Origin of the sequence: Vibrio genomosp. F10 str. 9ZD137 (genome assembly GCF_049974785.1) — a bacterium.
Taxonomy (GTDB): Bacteria; Pseudomonadota; Gammaproteobacteria; order Enterobacterales; family Vibrionaceae; genus Vibrio.
The window spans coordinates 1-18,514 of sequence record NZ_JBNGCJ010000711.1 but is presented as its reverse complement, the minus strand read 5'-3'; the positions used below and the strand labels follow the sequence as shown (position 1 = coordinate 18,514).

At 43.4% G+C, this 18,514-nt stretch carries 18 protein-coding genes and 1 pseudogene; 10 read left to right on the top strand and 9 right to left on the bottom strand.

Annotated elements, in window-relative coordinates; all coding sequences use genetic code 11:
• From ACP45E_RS17020 to ACP45E_RS17010, 3 genes and pseudogenes are all read right to left on the bottom strand, one after another.
• A pseudogene (locus ACP45E_RS17020) lies at positions 1-707 on the bottom strand (MFS transporter); the annotation flags it as partial.
• A 605-nt stretch (positions 708-1,312) separates the two neighbouring features.
• Entirely contained in the window at positions 1,313-1,732 is a 420-nt protein-coding gene (locus ACP45E_RS17015; protein ID WP_017037447.1) for a VOC family protein, read from the bottom strand.
• 303 nt (positions 1,733-2,035) lie between these two features.
• A complete protein-coding gene (locus tag ACP45E_RS17010; RefSeq protein ID WP_017033487.1) occupies positions 2,036-2,938 on the bottom strand; it encodes a LysR family transcriptional regulator in 903 nt (300 codons plus the stop codon).
• Positions 2,939-3,037: 99 nt separating this feature from the next.
• On the opposite strand from ACP45E_RS17010, the gene ACP45E_RS17005 reads away from it, so the two are divergent.
• Both ACP45E_RS17005 and ACP45E_RS17000 read left to right on the top strand, forming a co-directional pair.
• Positions 3,038-3,886, top strand: a complete 849-nt coding sequence (locus ACP45E_RS17005; RefSeq protein WP_017033488.1) for an SDR family oxidoreductase — start codon at positions 3,038-3,040, stop codon at positions 3,884-3,886.
• Positions 3,887-4,141: 255 nt separating this feature from the next.
• Complete coding sequence (locus tag ACP45E_RS17000; protein WP_017037446.1) at positions 4,142-5,152, top strand: metal-dependent hydrolase; 1,011 nt, start codon at positions 4,142-4,144, stop codon at positions 5,150-5,152.
• A gap of 221 nt (positions 5,153-5,373) precedes the next feature.
• Here ACP45E_RS17000 and ACP45E_RS16995 read toward each other — a convergent pair whose 3' ends face one another.
• Positions 5,374-6,297 carry a LysR family transcriptional regulator gene (locus ACP45E_RS16995; protein ID WP_017037445.1) on the bottom strand — a complete coding sequence of 308 codons (924 nt, stop codon included), beginning with the start codon at positions 6,295-6,297 and terminating at the stop codon, positions 5,374-5,376.
• 212 nt (positions 6,298-6,509) lie between these two features.
• Between ACP45E_RS16995 and ACP45E_RS16990 the strand changes: the two genes are divergently transcribed.
• Both ACP45E_RS16990 and ACP45E_RS16985 read left to right on the top strand, forming a co-directional pair.
• Complete coding sequence (locus ACP45E_RS16990) at positions 6,510-7,607, top strand: alkene reductase (RefSeq protein ID WP_017037444.1); 1,098 nt, start codon at positions 6,510-6,512, stop codon at positions 7,605-7,607.
• 68 nt (positions 7,608-7,675) lie between these two features.
• Positions 7,676-7,909: a hypothetical protein gene (locus ACP45E_RS16985; RefSeq protein ID WP_241790383.1), complete on the top strand. Its 234-nt coding sequence runs from the start codon at positions 7,676-7,678 to the stop codon at positions 7,907-7,909.
• A gap of 34 nt (positions 7,910-7,943) precedes the next feature.
• Here the strand turns inward: ACP45E_RS16985 and ACP45E_RS16980 are convergent, their stop codons facing one another.
• Positions 7,944-8,864 carry a M14 family metallopeptidase gene (locus ACP45E_RS16980; RefSeq protein WP_017037442.1) on the bottom strand — a complete coding sequence of 307 codons (921 nt, stop codon included), beginning with the start codon at positions 8,862-8,864 and terminating at the stop codon, positions 7,944-7,946.
• A gap of 175 nt (positions 8,865-9,039) precedes the next feature.
• Entirely contained in the window at positions 9,040-9,675 is a 636-nt protein-coding gene (locus ACP45E_RS16975) for a DsbA family oxidoreductase (RefSeq protein WP_017033491.1), read from the bottom strand.
• A gap of 295 nt (positions 9,676-9,970) precedes the next feature.
• Here ACP45E_RS16975 and ACP45E_RS16970 point away from each other — a divergent pair, with 295 nt between their 5' ends.
• Positions 9,971-11,332: an alpha-amylase family glycosyl hydrolase gene (locus ACP45E_RS16970; RefSeq protein ID WP_017037441.1), complete on the top strand. Its 1,362-nt coding sequence runs from the start codon at positions 9,971-9,973 to the stop codon at positions 11,330-11,332.
• 81 nt (positions 11,333-11,413) lie between these two features.
• Here the strand turns inward: ACP45E_RS16970 and ACP45E_RS16965 are convergent, their stop codons facing one another.
• On the bottom strand, positions 11,414-12,028 hold the full coding sequence (locus ACP45E_RS16965; protein ID WP_017033493.1) for a hypothetical protein: 615 nt from the start codon (positions 12,026-12,028) through the stop codon (positions 11,414-11,416).
• Positions 12,029-12,206: 178 nt separating this feature from the next.
• Here ACP45E_RS16965 and ACP45E_RS16960 point away from each other — a divergent pair, with 178 nt between their 5' ends.
• Positions 12,207-13,310: a 1-acyl-sn-glycerol-3-phosphate acyltransferase gene (locus ACP45E_RS16960; RefSeq protein ID WP_017037440.1), complete on the top strand. Its 1,104-nt coding sequence runs from the start codon at positions 12,207-12,209 to the stop codon at positions 13,308-13,310.
• Between the two features lie 205 nt (positions 13,311-13,515).
• On the opposite strand, the gene ACP45E_RS16955 is transcribed toward ACP45E_RS16960, so the two are convergent.
• A complete protein-coding gene (locus ACP45E_RS16955) occupies positions 13,516-14,115 on the bottom strand; it encodes a hypothetical protein (protein WP_017037439.1) in 600 nt (199 codons plus the stop codon).
• A gap of 209 nt (positions 14,116-14,324) precedes the next feature.
• Positions 14,325-14,624 (bottom strand): DUF406 family protein, encoded by a 300-nt coding sequence (locus ACP45E_RS16950; protein WP_017033496.1) that lies wholly within the window; start codon positions 14,622-14,624, stop codon positions 14,325-14,327.
• A gap of 437 nt (positions 14,625-15,061) precedes the next feature.
• Here ACP45E_RS16950 and ACP45E_RS16945 point away from each other — a divergent pair, with 437 nt between their 5' ends.
• From ACP45E_RS16945 to ACP45E_RS16930, 4 genes are all read left to right on the top strand, one after another.
• Positions 15,062-15,523, top strand: coding sequence for a TetR/AcrR family transcriptional regulator (locus tag ACP45E_RS16945; RefSeq protein ID WP_017033497.1), 462 nt, complete (start codon positions 15,062-15,064; stop codon positions 15,521-15,523).
• Between the two features lie 229 nt (positions 15,524-15,752).
• Positions 15,753-16,757, top strand: a complete 1,005-nt coding sequence (locus tag ACP45E_RS16940) for a response regulator (protein WP_017033498.1) — start codon at positions 15,753-15,755, stop codon at positions 16,755-16,757.
• On the top strand, positions 16,757-17,206 hold the full coding sequence (locus ACP45E_RS16935) for a PAS domain-containing protein (RefSeq protein ID WP_017033499.1): 450 nt from the start codon (positions 16,757-16,759) through the stop codon (positions 17,204-17,206). Before ACP45E_RS16940 ends, ACP45E_RS16935 begins: the two co-directional genes overlap by 1 nt.
• A gap of 601 nt (positions 17,207-17,807) precedes the next feature.
• On the top strand, positions 17,808-18,514 hold a 707-nt coding region (locus ACP45E_RS16930), incomplete at its 3' end, for a GMP reductase (RefSeq protein WP_069585294.1).

Genomic DNA, 18,514 nt, shown 5'->3' with positions numbered 1-18,514 from the left:
GCCGTTAATTTCAGACTGGCTCTGGTTGTTGCCAATTTGGTTTGATCGGTTGGCAGTGTTTTTTTCTCTTCCCGCATGTTCATTGCTGAATAAATGGCGATCATGGCGACGAATAGCGTGGCATAAACGGGAACGCGCATTAGGTCTTGGGTGCTTTCTGGTTCCGCTAATCCGAGAAGATGAAAAATACTAGCCATAAACTCTACATCGTACATAGCGGCCCCGATTAGCGTGACAAAGATACCCACACTTGAAGCGACACGAAGTTGGATTTGTAAAACTCGCGGCCACAATTCTTCTTTGCCTTGCTCTTTTAAGGTGTCATAGGCTAACGCCTCATCCGCACCGCTGGCCAACGCCATCGCTAATCCACTTAATATTCGATTGATCATAAATACGATGAATACCAAGTTTGGGTTACCAGTAGGCACCACGGCGATCATGGCTATTTCAATAAACATGACAATTGACGATAACACCACGAGCTTCTTGCGCCCTAAAGTGTCGGCAAATGCGCCTGACGGGACTTCAGCAAGAACAATGGTGCCTGCCCAAACCACGTTAAGTATGGCAAATTGAGATAGGGTTAAGCCGTAATCTAAATAGAGTAGGGTGAATATAGGGTAATAAAAACGCGCAAAGTAGCTACTTCGAAATATTAAGAAGTAGCGGACATTATCTATTTTAAGGATCTCTTTGAGCGTCATGAATTCTCTTCATTTGTGACAATACACTCATTATGTATATACCCTACAGGCTTTTAAATCATGGTATTGTTGCAAAAACTCTTAAGTTTTTGGTTTAGGTTCTACCTTGTTATAGGTACATATCGGTTCATGTCTTCCAGTCAACAACTCTGTAATACGAATTTGATAAATATTCAAGCAAGTATTACGGCTATTTAAACTTGATGTGCTCTTCATACCTGAGTGAGATTAAAAATTGTAACAATAGAATAACCCAGGCCTGAAAATCATTTCTCCCTACTTGTTTATCGATATAATGCTCGCTGGTGTAATATTATCTTTAAAAACAGGGGATTAAGATGGACCTTACTGTATTTGCAGTGCTACTAATGGGATCAGCTAGTATTGTCGCGATCATCGTAGGCTTATACCTAGGGCTCTCACGAGCAGCGAGCTAAGCCAGCAGAAAGTCGCTCTATTATGGGCGACTTTTTACTTGCAGACACACCGGAAAGTAGATGAAACTTAATGGAATCTAAATTCTAGATCTCACTCTTAAAACCACTTCTGTTTAGATAGGCGTTAGCTGTCATCTAGTAATAATCTGATCACCCCATCATCTTCTTTTATTGTGAAAGATTTCGTTTTTTAGGGTCATCACTTAAGTACTCGACAAACTCAATTTCAAAGCCAGCAGGGTCAACGAAATAGACATTTTTTCGGTAAGGTTCAACAGCCCCATCTTTTGCGATTGGAAAGCCCGCTTGATTCAAACGCTTAATTACCGCCTCAATGTTATTGGTCTCATAAGCAAAGTGTGCAAGACCAACTTGATGCCCTGATAAGTCTCGATTTTCTCCTTCACCATGATCGCTCATTGCTATGTACTGGTACTCATCACCAAAGTGAAGCCAATTGCGAGGTTTACCGTACCACTCACCTTGCCCTTCATCGCGCACTGTCCAATGAGGAAATACCGCTTGATAGAACTTCAGCATTTTAGGGATATCTTTAACGACTAAGTTTACATGTTCTAGTTTAATCATACGTCTCTCTTTAAGGTTTCTTTTGAGTCAATAGAAACAGCATAAAACCTTAAGTTAAGTTGAGGTAAAGCACTTTCTTGATCTATTTTTTATTAATAATGATAGCGTATTGTTTTTTGCCTGATTAGAAAGAGTTGTCTAGTTTTTAGCTAGGCCATTTTTTCAGGAAAGAAGGTGAACAGGTCGTCAATCAAATTTTACTGGCTGGTGACAAAGGGAGCCTTGTTTTTCATAAAATGGTTTTGCTCGAAAGTTTGAGCAACCCACAGTTAGCGAATGCCCATGTACGGGTAATATATATGATTAACGAATGCCAGGAAGTGTTAGAAGTTCTTGCTGTTTGTTTAAAATAAACTCGATAAACGTCGACAACTTTTTCGATCGCGTTCTCGATTCATGAAATACAAGATAAAAGCTGATCCCATCTGGCCAGAGCGCTTCGCATATCGGTACAATTTCTCCATTGCCTATGGCGGAATGCGCATCAAAATACGGGACATAGATCATTCCTAGGTCCGCTTTTGCGGCTCTTACTGCCTGCTTTGGAGACTCTAGTAACAATCCAGAGTTCGGGAAGATGGCATGCTGTTTATTACCTTGCTTAACTAACCACGGAAACCCCTTGCCCTTCACACCAATATTCACCACCTCGTGTGTCTGTAACGACGCTAAATCTAGCGGCTCACCGTGTTCTTTCACCCACTTAGGAGAGGCATAGATACCGTACTGTAACCCAAACAAACGTCGCTGCTTCAGATCAGAGTCTGATAACGGCCCCTGACGAAATGCGATATCAATTCTATCTTCGTAGAAATCAAGGTTTTCGTTACTGCCAACCATTTCGATGTTGAGTCTTGGGTAGGTCGATTTAAATTCGATGACCCAGTCACTGAGTGGCCAATCAACAAATTGTAATGGGGCTGTGATACGCAACGTGCCTGAGACCTGCGATTGGTTGTCTTGCCAATCTTTTAATGATTGGTAACCCAATTCGAGCTGTTTGGTTAGAGCCAAATACTCCGTCCCAGACTGGGTTAGTTGCATGCTTCGCGTATTTCTAACCAGCAACGTTACCCCCAATTGACCTTCCAGGTTGGCGATACGTCGACTCACTGTGCTGGTCGGCACGCCTAATTCGAAAGCAGCTTTCGAAAAAGACCCCATTTTAACCACCGTCGAAAACCATAAGCTCGCTTCAAGATCCATATTTATCCCATTTATGACAAGCAGACTTCCACTTTATCCTACTAATAACATTAATCAATACCACTTATGATTGATACCTCATTCACAAGGAGTCTTATTATGTTTAAAACAACGGCTGTAATTGGTGCTACTGGCATGCTGGGTTTACCTGTCGCAAAACAACTCGCTCATGAGGGCTATACTGTTCGCATCATTTCTAGAGATTCATCTAAAGCTCGTAAGATGTTTCAAGGGCCGCAATTTGAATTTGTCGAAGCCAACTTATTTAACCAAGAGAGCTTAACTGCCGCATTGAAGGATGTAGAAGCTATTCACATCAACCTCAGTGGGAACAGTCCTGAGACTTATCTCCAAAATCACATTGAGGGAACACAACACATTCTTGACGCTGTCGATAAATCGACCATCCAACTAATCACCATGATTTCAACCGCGACGGCGTATGAAAAAAATAGCTTCAGAATCGATACACAGGCAAAACTAGAAGCAGAAAACCTGCTAAAGAACAGCGGTATACCTTACATGGCCTATTTGCCAAGTTGGTTTTTCGAGACCCTGAACTTATTGGTTGACCAAGAAACAGTAACCACGATGTGTGAGTCAACGAAACCGCTGCGATGGATCAGCGCTGGTGATTATGCCAAGGCTGTCGTGCAAAGTTATAAGCTGCCAGAGCTATACAATAAGCGACTAACTCTACTAGGACCGGAAAGCCTGGCCATCACCGAAGCTGCAGATTTCTTCGCAAAAGCAAAAAAACTAGCCAGATATCACATGACAGAGAGTGAGGCTTGGGAGTACGCCAAAGAATTGGGTGATGACACGCTACTGGATGCGGTCGATTTATTGTCATACACCGAGAAAGTGGGAGAAGAGCCAGACCCTATCACTTTAGACCACCCACTTACGGCTTCAACACGTCTATCCGATTGGTTAAAGGCAAACTAAATGCTGGTTGCACAAGAGGGCTCCCATGTATTGGGAGTCTCTATTGTTTATCATAATTAATACGGCTACTGCTCCGATTTAATACGAAGTCATCAAGGTAAGTTAGACAGTATGAGCTGACTCGATTTTGTCTATTTCCCTACAACTACAACTACAATCGTAATGGCTAATCAAGAAGGCGGTTATGATGATTTCTTTGCGGTGAAGATTGACCTATGGTCTACTATTAAGTCATGAACTATCAATGAGTTAATTATGGATCCTCTAACGCAGGGTGTGCTGGGTGCTTCTTTGTCACAATCAGCGAGCAAAAAACAGCACTTGGTTATAGCCGGAGTGTTTGGGCTACTCGCTGGAATGGCACCAGATTTGGATGTGCTCATTCGGTCACAAAGTGATCCGTTGCTGTTTTTGGAGTTCCATCGACAATTTACTCATTCACTCTTATTTATCCCTATTGGTAGTGTGATTTGCGCTCTGGTTTTACATCATCTGTTTGGAAAGCAGCGTGGGCTTTCGTTTAAGCAAAGTTGGTTATATTGCGCTCTGGGCTATAGCACTCATGCGTTGTTGGATTCCTGCACAACGTATGGTACTCAGTTGTTTTGGCCTCTTACCAATGAGCGTTATGCTTGGAACACCATTTCTATTATCGATCCTGTATTCACGCTACCCATATTGATACTACTTATTTTTGCAACGGTTAAGCGAACACCTTGGCTTGCACGGGTTGCGTTTCTTTGGGTTATGATTTATTTGACGTTAGGGATGGTGCAAAGGGACAGAGCTGAAACCGCTGGATGGGAATTAGCGAAAGAGCGGCAGCATGCACCGATTCGGTTAGAAGCAAAACCAAGTTTCGCTAATCTTTTGGTGTGGAAAGTGGTTTACGAAACCGAGGAAGACTACTACGTAGATGCCGTGAGAGTGGGCGCATCAGTAAGAAAATACCCCGGTGAATCCGTTGCTAAGCTCAACGTCAGTAGAGACTTTCCATGGCTTGACCCGAATTCGCAACAAGCGAAGGATATTGAACGTTTCCGTTGGTTTTCCAATGGGTATTTAGCGCAAGATCCAGCCGATGAGATGCGCATCATCGACGTGAGGTATTCAATCGTACCCAACCAGCTTAATGCGTTATGGAGCATCAAGCTATCAACAATCTCTAATATGGATGCGCACGTAGAGTACACAACACACCGAGACAATACTCCAGACTCCAGACAGCTCTTTTTTAATATGCTGTTAGCAGCACCGATGGATTAAATTAGGTTTGTAAGTGCTTGGCCAAGGTATAGACCGAGCAATGTAAATGTGGCATATCGAGTTTTTTAATGACTTAGCATTACACCAACTCTCATGGTAATGCCTATATTCGTAAACAAGATCAAACGGCTAACGTAGCGTTCGAGACCAGGTTAAAGGAATAATCAGCATTTGGTGATGGTTGCGACGGGGTGAAAGTGTTCGGTGAAAACGCTTGTTCCTCAATTTTTAACTAACTCGTTGAATCGTTTGAACAGAAAGTCTAAAAACAATCGAATCCGTTTGGGCTGGTATTTCTTGCTGGTATAGAGAACATTCAAGTTTGCGCTAGATACTGACGTTGATGTATTGAAATTCTTCATATAACCGTCAAGTACGGTGATCAGGCGTCGGTTATTAATATCGGCTTGCACATCTAGGATCGATTTCAGTGCTATTCCTGCCCCCTCTAATGCCCAACTTCTAATCACTTCACCATCATCTGAAAATCGCTTAGGGGTTACCGTGATAGATGTGTTCTTGTCTTTCTCCCTGAAGCGCCATGTCTTTAACTCTTCATCACTGCTCAGCATGACTAGGCAATTATGGTTAACCAAATCCTGTGGTGTTAATGGTTCTCCATGTTTGGCTAGGTATTCCTGTGATGCACACAGCACTCGTTGACTTGGTGCCAGTTGTCGAGAGATCAAGCTGCTATCAGCAAGCTCTCCATATCGAATCGCAATATCCATCCCAGACTCTGCAATATTGGATACTTGATCGCTCAAATAAAGATACGGCACAACATCTGGGTACTGTTCAGAGAACTCATTCACTATACGAAGAATATATTGTTTACCAATGTCCTTTGGCGCTCCGATTCTTAACGTGCCTTTTACCGCTTTCACATCATTCTGAATAAGGTTCTCTACCTCACCGACATCCTCTAATATTTCAAGGCAGGCTTTGTAATACAGTGAGCCAGAATCGGTCAGTGATACATGTCTCGTGCTTCGATTTAGTAGTTTCACACCATACCTTTCCTCTAGAGCCTGTAGCCTTGCTGTGACCGTTGCCGGAGAAAGGCCTAGTTCACGCCCCGCAGCGGCTAATCCTTGGTGTTTCACAATGCTCACGAACATGGCCATATCAGAAAATTTATCCACTCTTCCTCCTATTGTTCAGTCTATATGAATAATGTATTTGCATTTTAGCTAATTATTAAAATTTGGCGAGGGAATATAATGGTGCTCATGGACGAGAGGTTGTACAGGGTAACTCAGTATGATTCACGAAAATCAAACGGACATAATGACGACTAGTACGCCAACCCGTAAACGAATAATGAACATTAACCGAGCAGAATAAGAGCAATGTTATGAGTAAACTATTCCAGAGAACAAACTTAAAAGATCTAGGGTTAAAAAATCGCGTTGTCATGGCCCCCATGACTCGCGCTCGCACAAGTCAACCGGGCAATATACCCAATGAAATGATGGCGACTTATTATCAACAACGCGCTAGCGCGGGTCTTATTATCTCAGAGGCGACTCAGATTTCTGATGACTCACAAGGGTACTCATTCACGCCCGGTGTTTATACCAATGAACAGGTGAAAGGTTGGCAAGCCGTAACGAAAGCAGCAAAAGATCAAGGTGCAGCAATATTCTGCCAGTTGTGGCACGTAGGCCGAGTTTCTCACCCAATCTTTCAGAAGGGACAACGACCGGTCGCGCCTTCTGCTCTAGCGCCTGTTGAAACGAAGGTTTGGATTGCTGATGAGCAAGGAAACGGCCGCATGGTCGATTGCGTGCAACCCCGCGAGATGACTCAGGTTGATATCGACCGAGTTGTTCAAGACTTTGCTTACTCAGCCAAACGAGCTATCGACGCAGGTTTTGATGGCGTAGAGATCCATGGCGGCAATGGCTATCTTATCGATCAATTCCTTCGTACCAACTCAAACCAGCGCATGGATAGTTATGGTGGCACCCGAAGTAACCGTATCCATTTTCTTCTTCAAGTGGTTGATGCCGTGATCGAAGCCATTGGGGCAGATAAAGTGGGGGTTCGCCTTGCCCCTTTCATCACATTTAAAGACATGAATTGCCCTGATATTGTTCCAACAATCCTTGAAGCATCAAAAGAACTGCAAACTCGTGATATTGCTTACATGCACTTATCAGAAGCCGATTGGGATGATGCACCAATGATACCTGAACGCTTTCGAATCGAACTGCGAGAGATCTTTACGAACACAATCATTGTCGCGGGCAGTTACAACCAAGAACGCGCTGAAGAAGTGCTAAACAAAGGCTACGCTGACCTCGTTGCCTTCGGACGTCCATTCGTATCGAACCCTGATTTGGTGTCGCGTTTGGAGCATGGCCATGAACTCGCAGATCTCGATAATACGACTCTATTTGGTGGAAATGCGCATGGTTATATTGACTACCCAGCATTCAACGAGATTTAATTCACGATTGGAGAGAAAGCAAGAAACACATAAATGTGATCGCTATAGCAATAATTGCCTGCTTCCCCATGGCTTCTCAAGCACGGGATGTACAGACTTACGTTGGCGTTAATTACGAGCGGGGTCATCTTAACGTCGGAGGCCATCAAGCGAATGTTGGTGGCCTTAAATTCCTGTCTGCAAGTGAACTAGGATGGGGAAATATTAAAGGTACGGCGTCAACGCTCACAGGAGATGGTGCTGATTACGATCATTATAGTCTTGGTGTCGAAAAGCCTATCGTCGAGTCGGCTCAATGCTGACCCGAAGATAAACAGAAGCGTAAATCGAAAAGCATTAAAGTTGAGCAATTCCGTAGTCAAGCGCACCAATGATCGCCGCGACTTGTGCGTGATTACACTCCTCGTCGGTCACTTTTTCACTGTCAGGGTACACTTCTGTGGTTGTGCCAAATTGACAATGACTCAGTCCACCGCAAAGAGACAGTGCTTTCAATGGGTAGTTAATTACGCCGTGTTGAACAACATCTGATCCAATAATTTGATTGTTTTCATCTGGCGGAGCGATATGAGTCACCTGCTTAACCGACTGAATCACCGCACGCTGAAATTCTTCCGCTGGGTTTTCTGTATCACCAACGGTATAGAATCCATCAGGAATAGAACCTTCGATATATGGCTGACCATCACGAGCGGCGAGGGCTGGGCGAAATTCGGTCTCATCGCTGTCGGTGGTTTCGTGAAGATCGACATGGATGTAAAGTTCACGGTTTAACCCTTTCACCATTGCCATGAGGTTAGCGGACTCTTCAGAAGGTGAGTTTTCATAAAAAGAACGGTTAGGATCGACCGCATTGGGATTCCAGCGATTTATCGTTTCATAACCCCAAGGGCTGACACAGGGAGCGACAACAATATTGAAATACTGGCTGTAAAAATCGGCTTGAGTTTCAACAAATTTCAACGCCCCATGAACACCACTGGTTTCGTAACCGTGAACGCCACCCGTGATCAGTACGGTGGGTTTGTTCTCATCCCATTGGCGAGTTTTGATGCAAAAGAGTGGGTATCGTTCTGGGTCATACGACAATGCGCCGTACGGTTCGACATCAAACTGCTTAGCTAGGGCTTGAATCTTAGGGAGCACATCTTGGCTGTATTCGCGTTTTATGCTGGTTTGATCTCGCCATTCTGTGCGTTCTTTGTCGCCCCATGGCTGGCCGGGAGTGCCGATGTGATATGTGGATGAGCGGGTCATGACTTTACCTATTATTATTGATTTTGAATGAGCTTATGATGACTAGGAAATGAGAGCAATCATTATTGACTAACAGTATGAATACGAAGCAATAGATAAGTGTTTTAACTGATCATTAATGTCCGTTTATTCGCATTTTTATCAGCCGTCTTTATTTTTCTACCCTATCTACAACTTATAACTGTGCATTTTTAATAACGTCGGTTAAAGTTGCTTCGGTTTGTGCGCCCACCAAAATTTGTTTTTGATTGATGATGAAGGTCGGAACGGCGTTGATACCGGCCTCAAACCATTGTTGCTCTGTGACGGCAACGGCTTGTTTCCAGCTATCGTCATTGATCACTTGCTGGGCAACATCGGCATTGAGCCCAACTGACCGAGCAATGTTACATAACGTCTCTGCGCAGTTAATATCAAGCTGCTGAGTAAAGTACGCGTTAAATAGTGCCATTTTAAGGCTGTATTGCAGGCCAAACTGTGCCGACCACATTAACAGTTGGTGGGCCTTGCGAGTGTTATAGATTTTCATGTCCTGAGAAAAGTTGAAGGTAAAGTTGAGCTCTAGACCCAATTGATAAATCGACTGACGAGCACTTTCACTCGCATCACTCGTGATCGCGTATTTTTCAAAGGTATATTGGTATAAGTCCATGCCTTCTGATGGCATTGCTGGGTTTAGCTCAAACGGATGCCAATGAATTTCCAGATGGTCACTTAATGCGAGACGGTCAAGCACGCGCTCTAGCCTTAGGTAGCCGATGACACACCAAGGACAAACAACATCTGAAACAATGTCGACACGCAATGCCATTACACTCTCCTTTTCATTCTCCTTTCAACTCTCCCATAGAGTATAGAGGTGACGGCTCCATTTGTTTTATTAAAAAGTGCCCTGAATGCCCAAAATTGATGGTGTTATTAGAACTGAGTAATCCTCACGTTGTATTAAAACCGCGGTCAAATGGTGGTTGAGACGACAGAAAAATGGCCTACGCCCCTTTGCTGATAAATGGGGATGAGGAAAAAGGGGGACGGTATTCAACAGAAACGCCTTTATAATGGGCTTATTGCACGCTTACACTCATCATTTAAGGAATTGAATACGTATGGAAAACGTGAACTATGCGAACGTTATTTTACACGCATTTGATTGGCCATATGCTCTAGTAAAAGAGCGCTCTGAAGCCATCGCCAAGGCCGGTTATAAGTCGGTATTGATCTCACCGCCGATGAAATCACTAAAGCAACCTAATGGCACAAAATGGTGGCAGAGATACCAACCTCAAGACTACCGAGTTATCGACAATCAGCTTGGAAATACTCACGATTTCATCGACATGCTTGAAAGCTTAGCCAAGTACGATATCTACGTTTATGTCGATGTGGTGTTTAATCATATGGCAAATGAATCGTCTATCCGTAACGATTTACAATACCCGAGCAAAAAAGACTTAAAGCACTATCAAGACAACGCAGAACACTATCAATCTCTTCGTTTATTTGGTGACTTATCTGAACCACTGTTTACACAAGATGATTTTATCGAAGCATTTGGAATAGAAGATTGGTTCGATAAATGGCAAGTACAAAATGGCCGTATCACCGGAGGCCCATCGGATCCTGGGCTACCTACGTTAAGAGACAGTGAGCGTGTGATTGAGCTACAACGACAGTATTTGCAAGCATTAAAAGACCTAGGGGTAAAAGGATTTCGGATTGATGCGGCGAAACATATTACGCTAAAACAGCTTCAAAAGGTTTGGAGCGAAGATATGACGCAAGATGTGCATATCTTCGGTGAAATTATCACCGATGGCGGCGCGACGCGTGAAGAGTATGAACTGTTCCTAGAGCCATATTTAAAGGAAACACGCCTTGGTGCGTATGACTTTCCACTGTTTCAGACGGTATTTGATGCACTACAACCAAACGGAAGCTTAAAATCGTTGGTGGATCCTTATTGTTTTGGGCAAGCATTATCCAAGCGTCGAGCGATCACCTTTGCTATCACTCACGACATCCCCAACAACGACGTGTTTGAAAACTTAGTCATGAGTGAAGACAACGAATGGCTCGCTTACACTTACATCTTAGGGCGTGATGGCGGTGCACCGCTTATCTACAGTGATCTGGATACGAGCCAATTTAAAGACAGCAATGGTGCTCCGCGTTGGCAAGATATTTGGAACGACCTGCGGATTATCAAACGTATTGACTTTTATAATCGCATGCACGGTCAGCCAATGAAAAAAATCGAAGCCAGTGAAGATGTATTGATCTTTGGCCGTGGTGAAGAGGGCGTTGTGGTTCTTAACAAGTCGAAGCGAGCAAGTACAGTAGAGATTTCAGTCGATGGCACATGGTGTGATTGGCTTACGGGGCAAGTTAGCGAGGCGAAAAATAATCGTCTAACACTGATGATAAATCCTTGCAGCAGTATGATGCTCGTTAAGCACTTTTCTGAGTGAGTTCCTTATGAGTGAGATCCCTTTTGTGTGAGTTCACTTCTGAGTAAGTGCTATTCTGTGCCACCTCGGTCTAAGAACGCGTTACAGTGGTTGGCCCAAAATGAGAGCCGCCACTTGATCGCATTCATTCTCACTTCCAGCGAAAAGCTGTTCTACAATGAGTGCCTTTTTTTGCCCTGACATGGATCGTTTTTTCGCTTCTCTAACGAGCAGTGCTATTTGAATTTGTGCATCTAACGTTGTTGATTCCAGTGGTTGCCATGAGGAAATAAGACGGCTAAATCCATCGAGTTTTAATGCAGGTGCTAGGTTGACTGCTTCAAACTTAACCAGTGTTAATAGTGCTTCTTGATAGGCATCTTCTGGTGAACGTTCATCTTGTGCAAGCTGATCTAATAGCGAAGCGAGCAACGTATCGGGTGTGATTTGCCCGGATTTCTTTGGGAATTTAAGATCCAAACGAGAAGAAAAATCGATAGATTGAACACGGCTGTATGGAAAAAAAGTGAGGCTATTTAAGCAATCGAGTGGGATCCAAATGGATTCTCCCGGCTTTACCGCGTATTCATTTTTTCCCAAACGGACCAGCATCATGCCTTCGAGCACACGAATTAGGCGATGCTTGATTACCTGTCTACGAGGGGTCGTGGTTAAGAAATCGTATTGGGCAATGTGATGTTGAACCGCGTAATGCATGGGTTAGGCCTCAGTGTTTGGGGCGACAAGATTACCTTTTCTAGAAAAAAATGCCAATAGAACGCAAGCCTAATCACAAATATCTGGTCAGACCTTCTTGGTTCTGAGAACTCTATTGCTGATTACCAACGTAACTATGAGTAGAATAGGCGAGCTTTTTTTTATTACGTAGTAACTAATGACTTCAAATACTGATCCTTACCTAGATATTCGTCCTTACAATGACGAAGAAATCCCCGCAGCACTTGATCGTTTAATTCATGATGAAGAATTCATCAGTGCGATCCTTCAGCATCGTTTTTCCAATCATGCGCCTTGGTTTATGGCGGTTATGAGCCCATTTGTTAAAGTGTATTTGAAATTTAAATGGAAAAAATTGAACAGCATTGAAGCCATTCAGAATGAAGTGAAGAAGTACCTGGTCAATACACTCAAGACGACAACAAAGGGTGTCACATTCAGCGGTTTGGATAAACTCGATAAACAGACGTCTTATTTGTTCGTATCGAACCACCGAGATATCGCGATGGATCCGGCGTTAGTCAACTATGGTCTCAATGAAAGTGGTCATAAAACAGTAAGAATTGCGATAGGTGATAACTTATTGAAAAAGCCGTGTGCAACGGAGTTAATGCGCCTAAATAAGAGCTTTATCGTCAAGCGTTCTGCCAAAGGACCACGTGAGATGATGAAGATGCTTGGCACTCTTTCGGGGTACATTAAGCATTCTCTGGATTCGGGTAATTCGATTTGGATAGCACAAAAAGAAGGCCGAGCAAAAGACGGCAATGATTTCACCGATCCAGCGATCCTAAAAATGTTCCATGTTGAAGGTAGAAAGCAAAAAATCAGTTTTGGCGACTACGCTAAATCACTCCGAATCGTGCCAGTTTCGATCTCTTACGAGAACGATCCATGTGACATTGCTAAAGCCCGTGAACTTTACGCGAAAGCGACTCATGGTGAGTATGAGAAAGGCGAGTTTGAAGATATTGAAAGTATCATTCAAGGCATTGTGGGTGACAAAGGGAAGGTTCATGTCGCTTTTGGTGATGTCATCATTCAATCATACGAAACACCCGATGAACTTGCCGCAGAGTTAGATCGTCAAATTCACGAGAATTACAAACTGTTTCCAATTAATTCATTAGCTGCAGACATGGATGCCGATGTCGGGCCGGAAACGCGCAAAATCTTGCAGGAAAAGCTCGAACAATTGCCTCTCGATGCGCATAAGTACTTGCTTAATAGTTACGCAAACCCCGTGCATAACCAGAGCTAAATTGAAACTGAACCTCAATTTAAAAGAGATGCCATCGCGCATCTCTTTTTGTATCAGTTGGTTTGTCCGATGTTGCAACAGCAGCGATAAGGACAGCATGAAACTGTCTATTCTTTACCCTAAAAAACACCAGACTATAACCCTCATCTCGTATTACTTGATGATTAAGGTTTAACGAATATTAGGGTTGAATGAGCAGCTGGTTTTAACGAGCCACTGCGCCACCAAGCGTAAGATTAGAAGGCCATTGAGTGATGGTATTGCCCCCAAGGTAGATATTGCCATTCACCGTCATCGTATCTGGAAATGTAGTGATAGCGGATCCGCCAATAAACAAACTGCCTTCAACAACAATCCCTTCAGGTAACTGCTCTAATGGGGTTCTTATCACGCTTAAATCCCCTTTAACCCTCATCCTAGGCGGCAAGGTCGCGACAAGGGTATCGGTTAGGTTGATGTAGCCGCCCACTTTCACGCCACCGGGCCAGCGAGTGAGCTTTGAGCCAAGCAAGTTCGCATAACCTCTAATTGCCGTTCCTTTCTGAATCCGGCTTAAGTCGCAGTTGGTGGCTTCAAGGCTCCCATTTATCTCTAAACCATTTGGCAGCTTTTTGATTGATGTTTTGGAAATGTTCAGGTTCCCTTTCACTACAAGGCCATCAGGGAGTGAAGTATAGGGTTTATTGCGCAGATCGAGATTGCCGTAGTTATCTAAGTGATTAAGAATTTGGTAATGATCAAGTGGCTCACCAGAGGTGATAGGAGACAAAAACAACAGCAGTACGAAAAGGAAAACAGCTTTCATGCAGAAGGGCCAAGCGTAACGGATTCAATGGTCAGTATCGTTAGGATGGCTCAACGATTCAATGGTGAGTCCAAAAAACTGTGATATTTACTCGGACAAGTGGGTAAGAAAGCTTAAGACCAGAGCAGGGGGAAATCAACATGGAATGAATAGAACAAGAGTAGAAAGCCACCCTCTAAGTAGTAAGGTGGCTCTCATTTAGTCAGGTGTTAGCGTCGAAGAGAGCGAGTCTTCAATTCAAAAATCAGCTTTTCTGCACTGACTTCAAATTGAAAGCGCACAACGGCTTCTTTTGATTCGTCAGTAATATCTGATATTTCATATTCAACCTTTGCACACACTTCTTTTGCGAGCACGAGGTATTTGTCTAGCTCGACTTTAAGTTGAGAGGGATCGTTGGAATAGATAGTGACTTCGGAAACATCATCTCCTTCCTTAATGATGAAACCAATCTCACCTGCACTGCCGCAAGCTTCACATACTTCATTATTGAATTTATCAATGCTCATCACATATTCTCCTAAATAAACTCACGACATACTACCTATCAATTTGATCTCTATCCACAAAAAAAGAATGGACTTTAGCAATTAAGAAACCGAATGTTATACTGTTTTATGACGCGTATAATCTTAAAATAGAGAACAATGGCCCCAAAAAGTGTGAACCTGGTCGAATAAATACGCAAGCTAACAGCAAAAATACACAAGAACCTTTAACCCTGAGTTGTCTATTGCTTGGATATGTAACATCATTCCGGTCAATGAGTTGTTGGCAATGCATATCAATACTATTTGATCGTTTCTATACCTAACGTTAACGTTAACGTTGGTTTGATTCTGATGAGCCATTTGGGTGATGCGACCTGCAACGATCCGATATTTATAGCTGAACCTACTTAAGCTCAAGGCTGAGTTAAGTAGTTAACAGAGAGAAGATTCTAACCATGCCAAAGCGTAGCAAAGAAGATACTGAAATTACCATCCAAAAAATTATGGATGCAGTTGTCGACCAGTTATTAACACTCGGTTATGACAATATGTCGTACACCACGTTAAGCCAGCAAACTGGAGTATCTCGCACAGGTATTAGCCACCATTTCCCTAAAAAAACCGACTTTACCGCCGCACTCGATGGTCGAATCTTTAAAATTTTTGTCGAGCACCTTGATTTCACAGGCGACCTATCTCTGTTTTCAGAGAGCTGGATTTCGGCTTTAAATAACAAAGAGTTTCTTGCCATTTTAAGACTGCTTTTCCATCATATAGTGACCGTTGAGCGTGCTCACGAATTTGCTGATTATGGCATCACTCGTTTGTATAAAGTAACAGAAGAGCATTTTGGTGAAGCAAGCGGTCGAGAAATCGAATGGCTTGTCGGAAAGTCCTTGATTAGAATGGCTCGATAACGCCCCCCTAAACCCTTCTATTATTCAGAAAAGCATCCTCAGTGTAGGATGCTTTTTTATAGCGTCTATTTTAACATCTTGATTGAATACACCGGTTTTAGTGAGTATTTTTTGTACCAAGTTGATAGTTTAATCAACGAAAAGAACGAAATATGGCTATTCGGGCCGCAATGCGGTAACTATCTGTTACACTCTAATTAAATGATGGTTATAACTAGTAGGTGAACGCATGTCTTACCCCGTTCTCATCTGTGATGATTCTGCTTTGGCTCGAAAACAGATGGCTCGTTCTCTCCCTGCATCACTTAATGCTGATATTACTTTTGCCGTTCATGGGCTGGATGCTCTAGAAAAGCTTGAGCAGAATGAATATAAGCTGATGTTTCTCGATCTCACCATGCCTGAGTTAGATGGCTTCGGTACATTAGAAGAAATACAAAAGCGCGGTTACGACATTCCAGTTGTCGTTGTTTCGGGTGATATTCAGCCCAAAGCCAAAGAGCGAGTGATGGCTTTTGGTGCGAAAGATTTCATTCAAAAACCGATCGATAAAAAGCTGCTTAATGACACGTTAAAAACACTGGTCGCCCCTCGTGTCCAGCCTCAAATTATAACGCCAGTTTCTCTTGAACTGCCGATTTTACGTCGCCGAGACATCTACATGGAAGTGGCTAACGTCTCTATTGGCCGAGCGGCAGATGCGTTGGCGCGACATTTCGATGTGTTTGTCCACTTACCACTCCCTAATGTCAATATACTTGAGCTGAGTGAGCTTCATATGGCACTTCGCGATCTCGCTGACAATGATCAAGTGTCTGGTGTGTGCCAGGGGTTTAGTGGTGAAGGTATTGCAGGTGAAGCCTTGGTTTTGCTCAGTGACTCCAGCGTTGAAGACCTGAAAAAGCTGATGAAAGTCCCCGCCGACAGTGAAGAGCTCGAAGAGTTAGAGTTATTGATGGATGTCTCTAATATATTGGTGGGTTCATTTCTTAACGGGTTAGGTGAGCAGTCAGAAGTTCGTTTCTTTCAAAGCTCTCCGGTGTTACTTGGCCAGCATATCTCTATTGATTCGGTCATCAACTCGACCAGCGGCTCGTTTACCAAAACCATGACCTTTGAAGTCAGTTATAGCATTGATGGCACGTCTATTCGTTGTGATCTCCTGTTTATGTTTGTGGATGAATCCTTGCCGTTACTGGACAATAAATTAGCCTACCTAATGGAGGACTTTTAATGTTGAATCTTCCTGCAGAGTTTGAACAATTCCACTGGATGGTGGACATGGTGCAAAACGTCGATATGGGGCTCATTGTTATTGATCGCGATTATAATGTTCAAGTTTGGAACGGCTTTATGACGCATCATAGTGGTACTCAAGGTCATGATGCCATCGGAAAATCACTGTTTGAGCTGTTTCCTGAAATACCCGAAGAGTGGTTTCGTCTAAAAACCAAGCCTGTGTACGATCTTGGTTGCCGAAGCTTTATTACCTGGCAACAGCGGCCTTATCTGTTTCACTGCCGAAATGTTCGCCCTGTTACTCAGCAGTCTCCGTTTATGTACCAAAACGTCACGCTCAATCCCATGCGTTCACCGACAGGTCAAATAAAGTCGATGTTTTTGTCTATTCAAGATGCTACGACAGAAGCCTTAGCCTCTCTGGAAGCGCGAAATGGCAAGTAACAAGTGATGACATTAAACGGCGTTGAGTAGACGTTTTTGACTGATGGATGGCTATCGCAATATAAACCATCCGACATTGCAATACGCGCACCTAGGTGAAGATCCTAAGTGCAGATATAGAGCAAAAGGAAAATTATGCGTGTAATAACCCGCGTGATTGACTGATAGATAGACAAATTCGATGAAAAAACAGGCAGGGAAAGAGTGCGTTACTTCACGGAATGAACCTGAGGAACGTATGGAATCGTTGGATAGTTGAAAAAATAGGTACAAAAAACCAACATTAGTTGGGTTGATTTTAATGTAAGTTATTGAAATTAAACAACATGAAGGGAATGGGGGAGGGGTCTGATTTGTGTGGGTGCTTTCCTACATAAGGTAACACAAAAAAAATTGATTTATCAGACTTGCAGGAAAAAAATCGCAGCCTATAATGCTGAAAACCGGAGCGTCTGCCAACGCTCCGGTTTTTTTGTGTCCGAAGAAAGGTAAACCGTCTGCCAACGAGTTACCAACGCACTAAGCTTTGTGATGACTGTACCAAGTTAAGCAAGCTAGACGCCCACTGGAACATGTATTCACAAATCAAGGAATTTACACAATGCGTATCGAACAAGAACTTAAGTTAGGCTTTAAAGATGTACTGTTTCGCCCTAAGCGTTCAACACTAAAAAGTCGTTCTCAAGTAAATTTAACCCGCGAGTTTACATTCAAGCATAGCGGTCGTCAATGGTCGGGCACTCCTGTTATTGCTGCCAATATGGATTCAGTGGGCAGTTTCGAAATGGCAACCGAGCTGGCTAAGCACGGCGTAATGACGGCAATGCACAAACACTACAGCGTTGAGCAATGGGCTGAGTTTGTAAAAGGTGCTGATAAAGAAACACTAAATAAAGTGTTTGTTTCTACAGGTACCTCTGACCGTGAATTTGAAAAGACAAAAGAGATCTTAGCATTAAGCGAAGATCTAGAGTTTATTTGTATTGATATCGCAAACGGTTACTCAGAGCACTTAGTCGAGTATGTAGAGCGCGTGCGTGCTGAATTCCCAACAAAGACTATCTCTGCGGGTAACGTTGTTACGGGTGATATGTGTGAAGAGCTTATCCTAGCGGGCGCAGACATTGTTAAAGTCGGCATTGGCCCAGGCTCTGTTTGTACTACGCGTGTTAAAACTGGTGTTGGCTACCCGCAATTATCAGCCATCATCGAGTGTGCTGACGCAGCCCACGGTTTAGGCGGTATGATCATTGGCGATGGTGGCTGTGCATGTGCTGGCGATGTGGCTAAAGCATTCGGTGGCGGCGC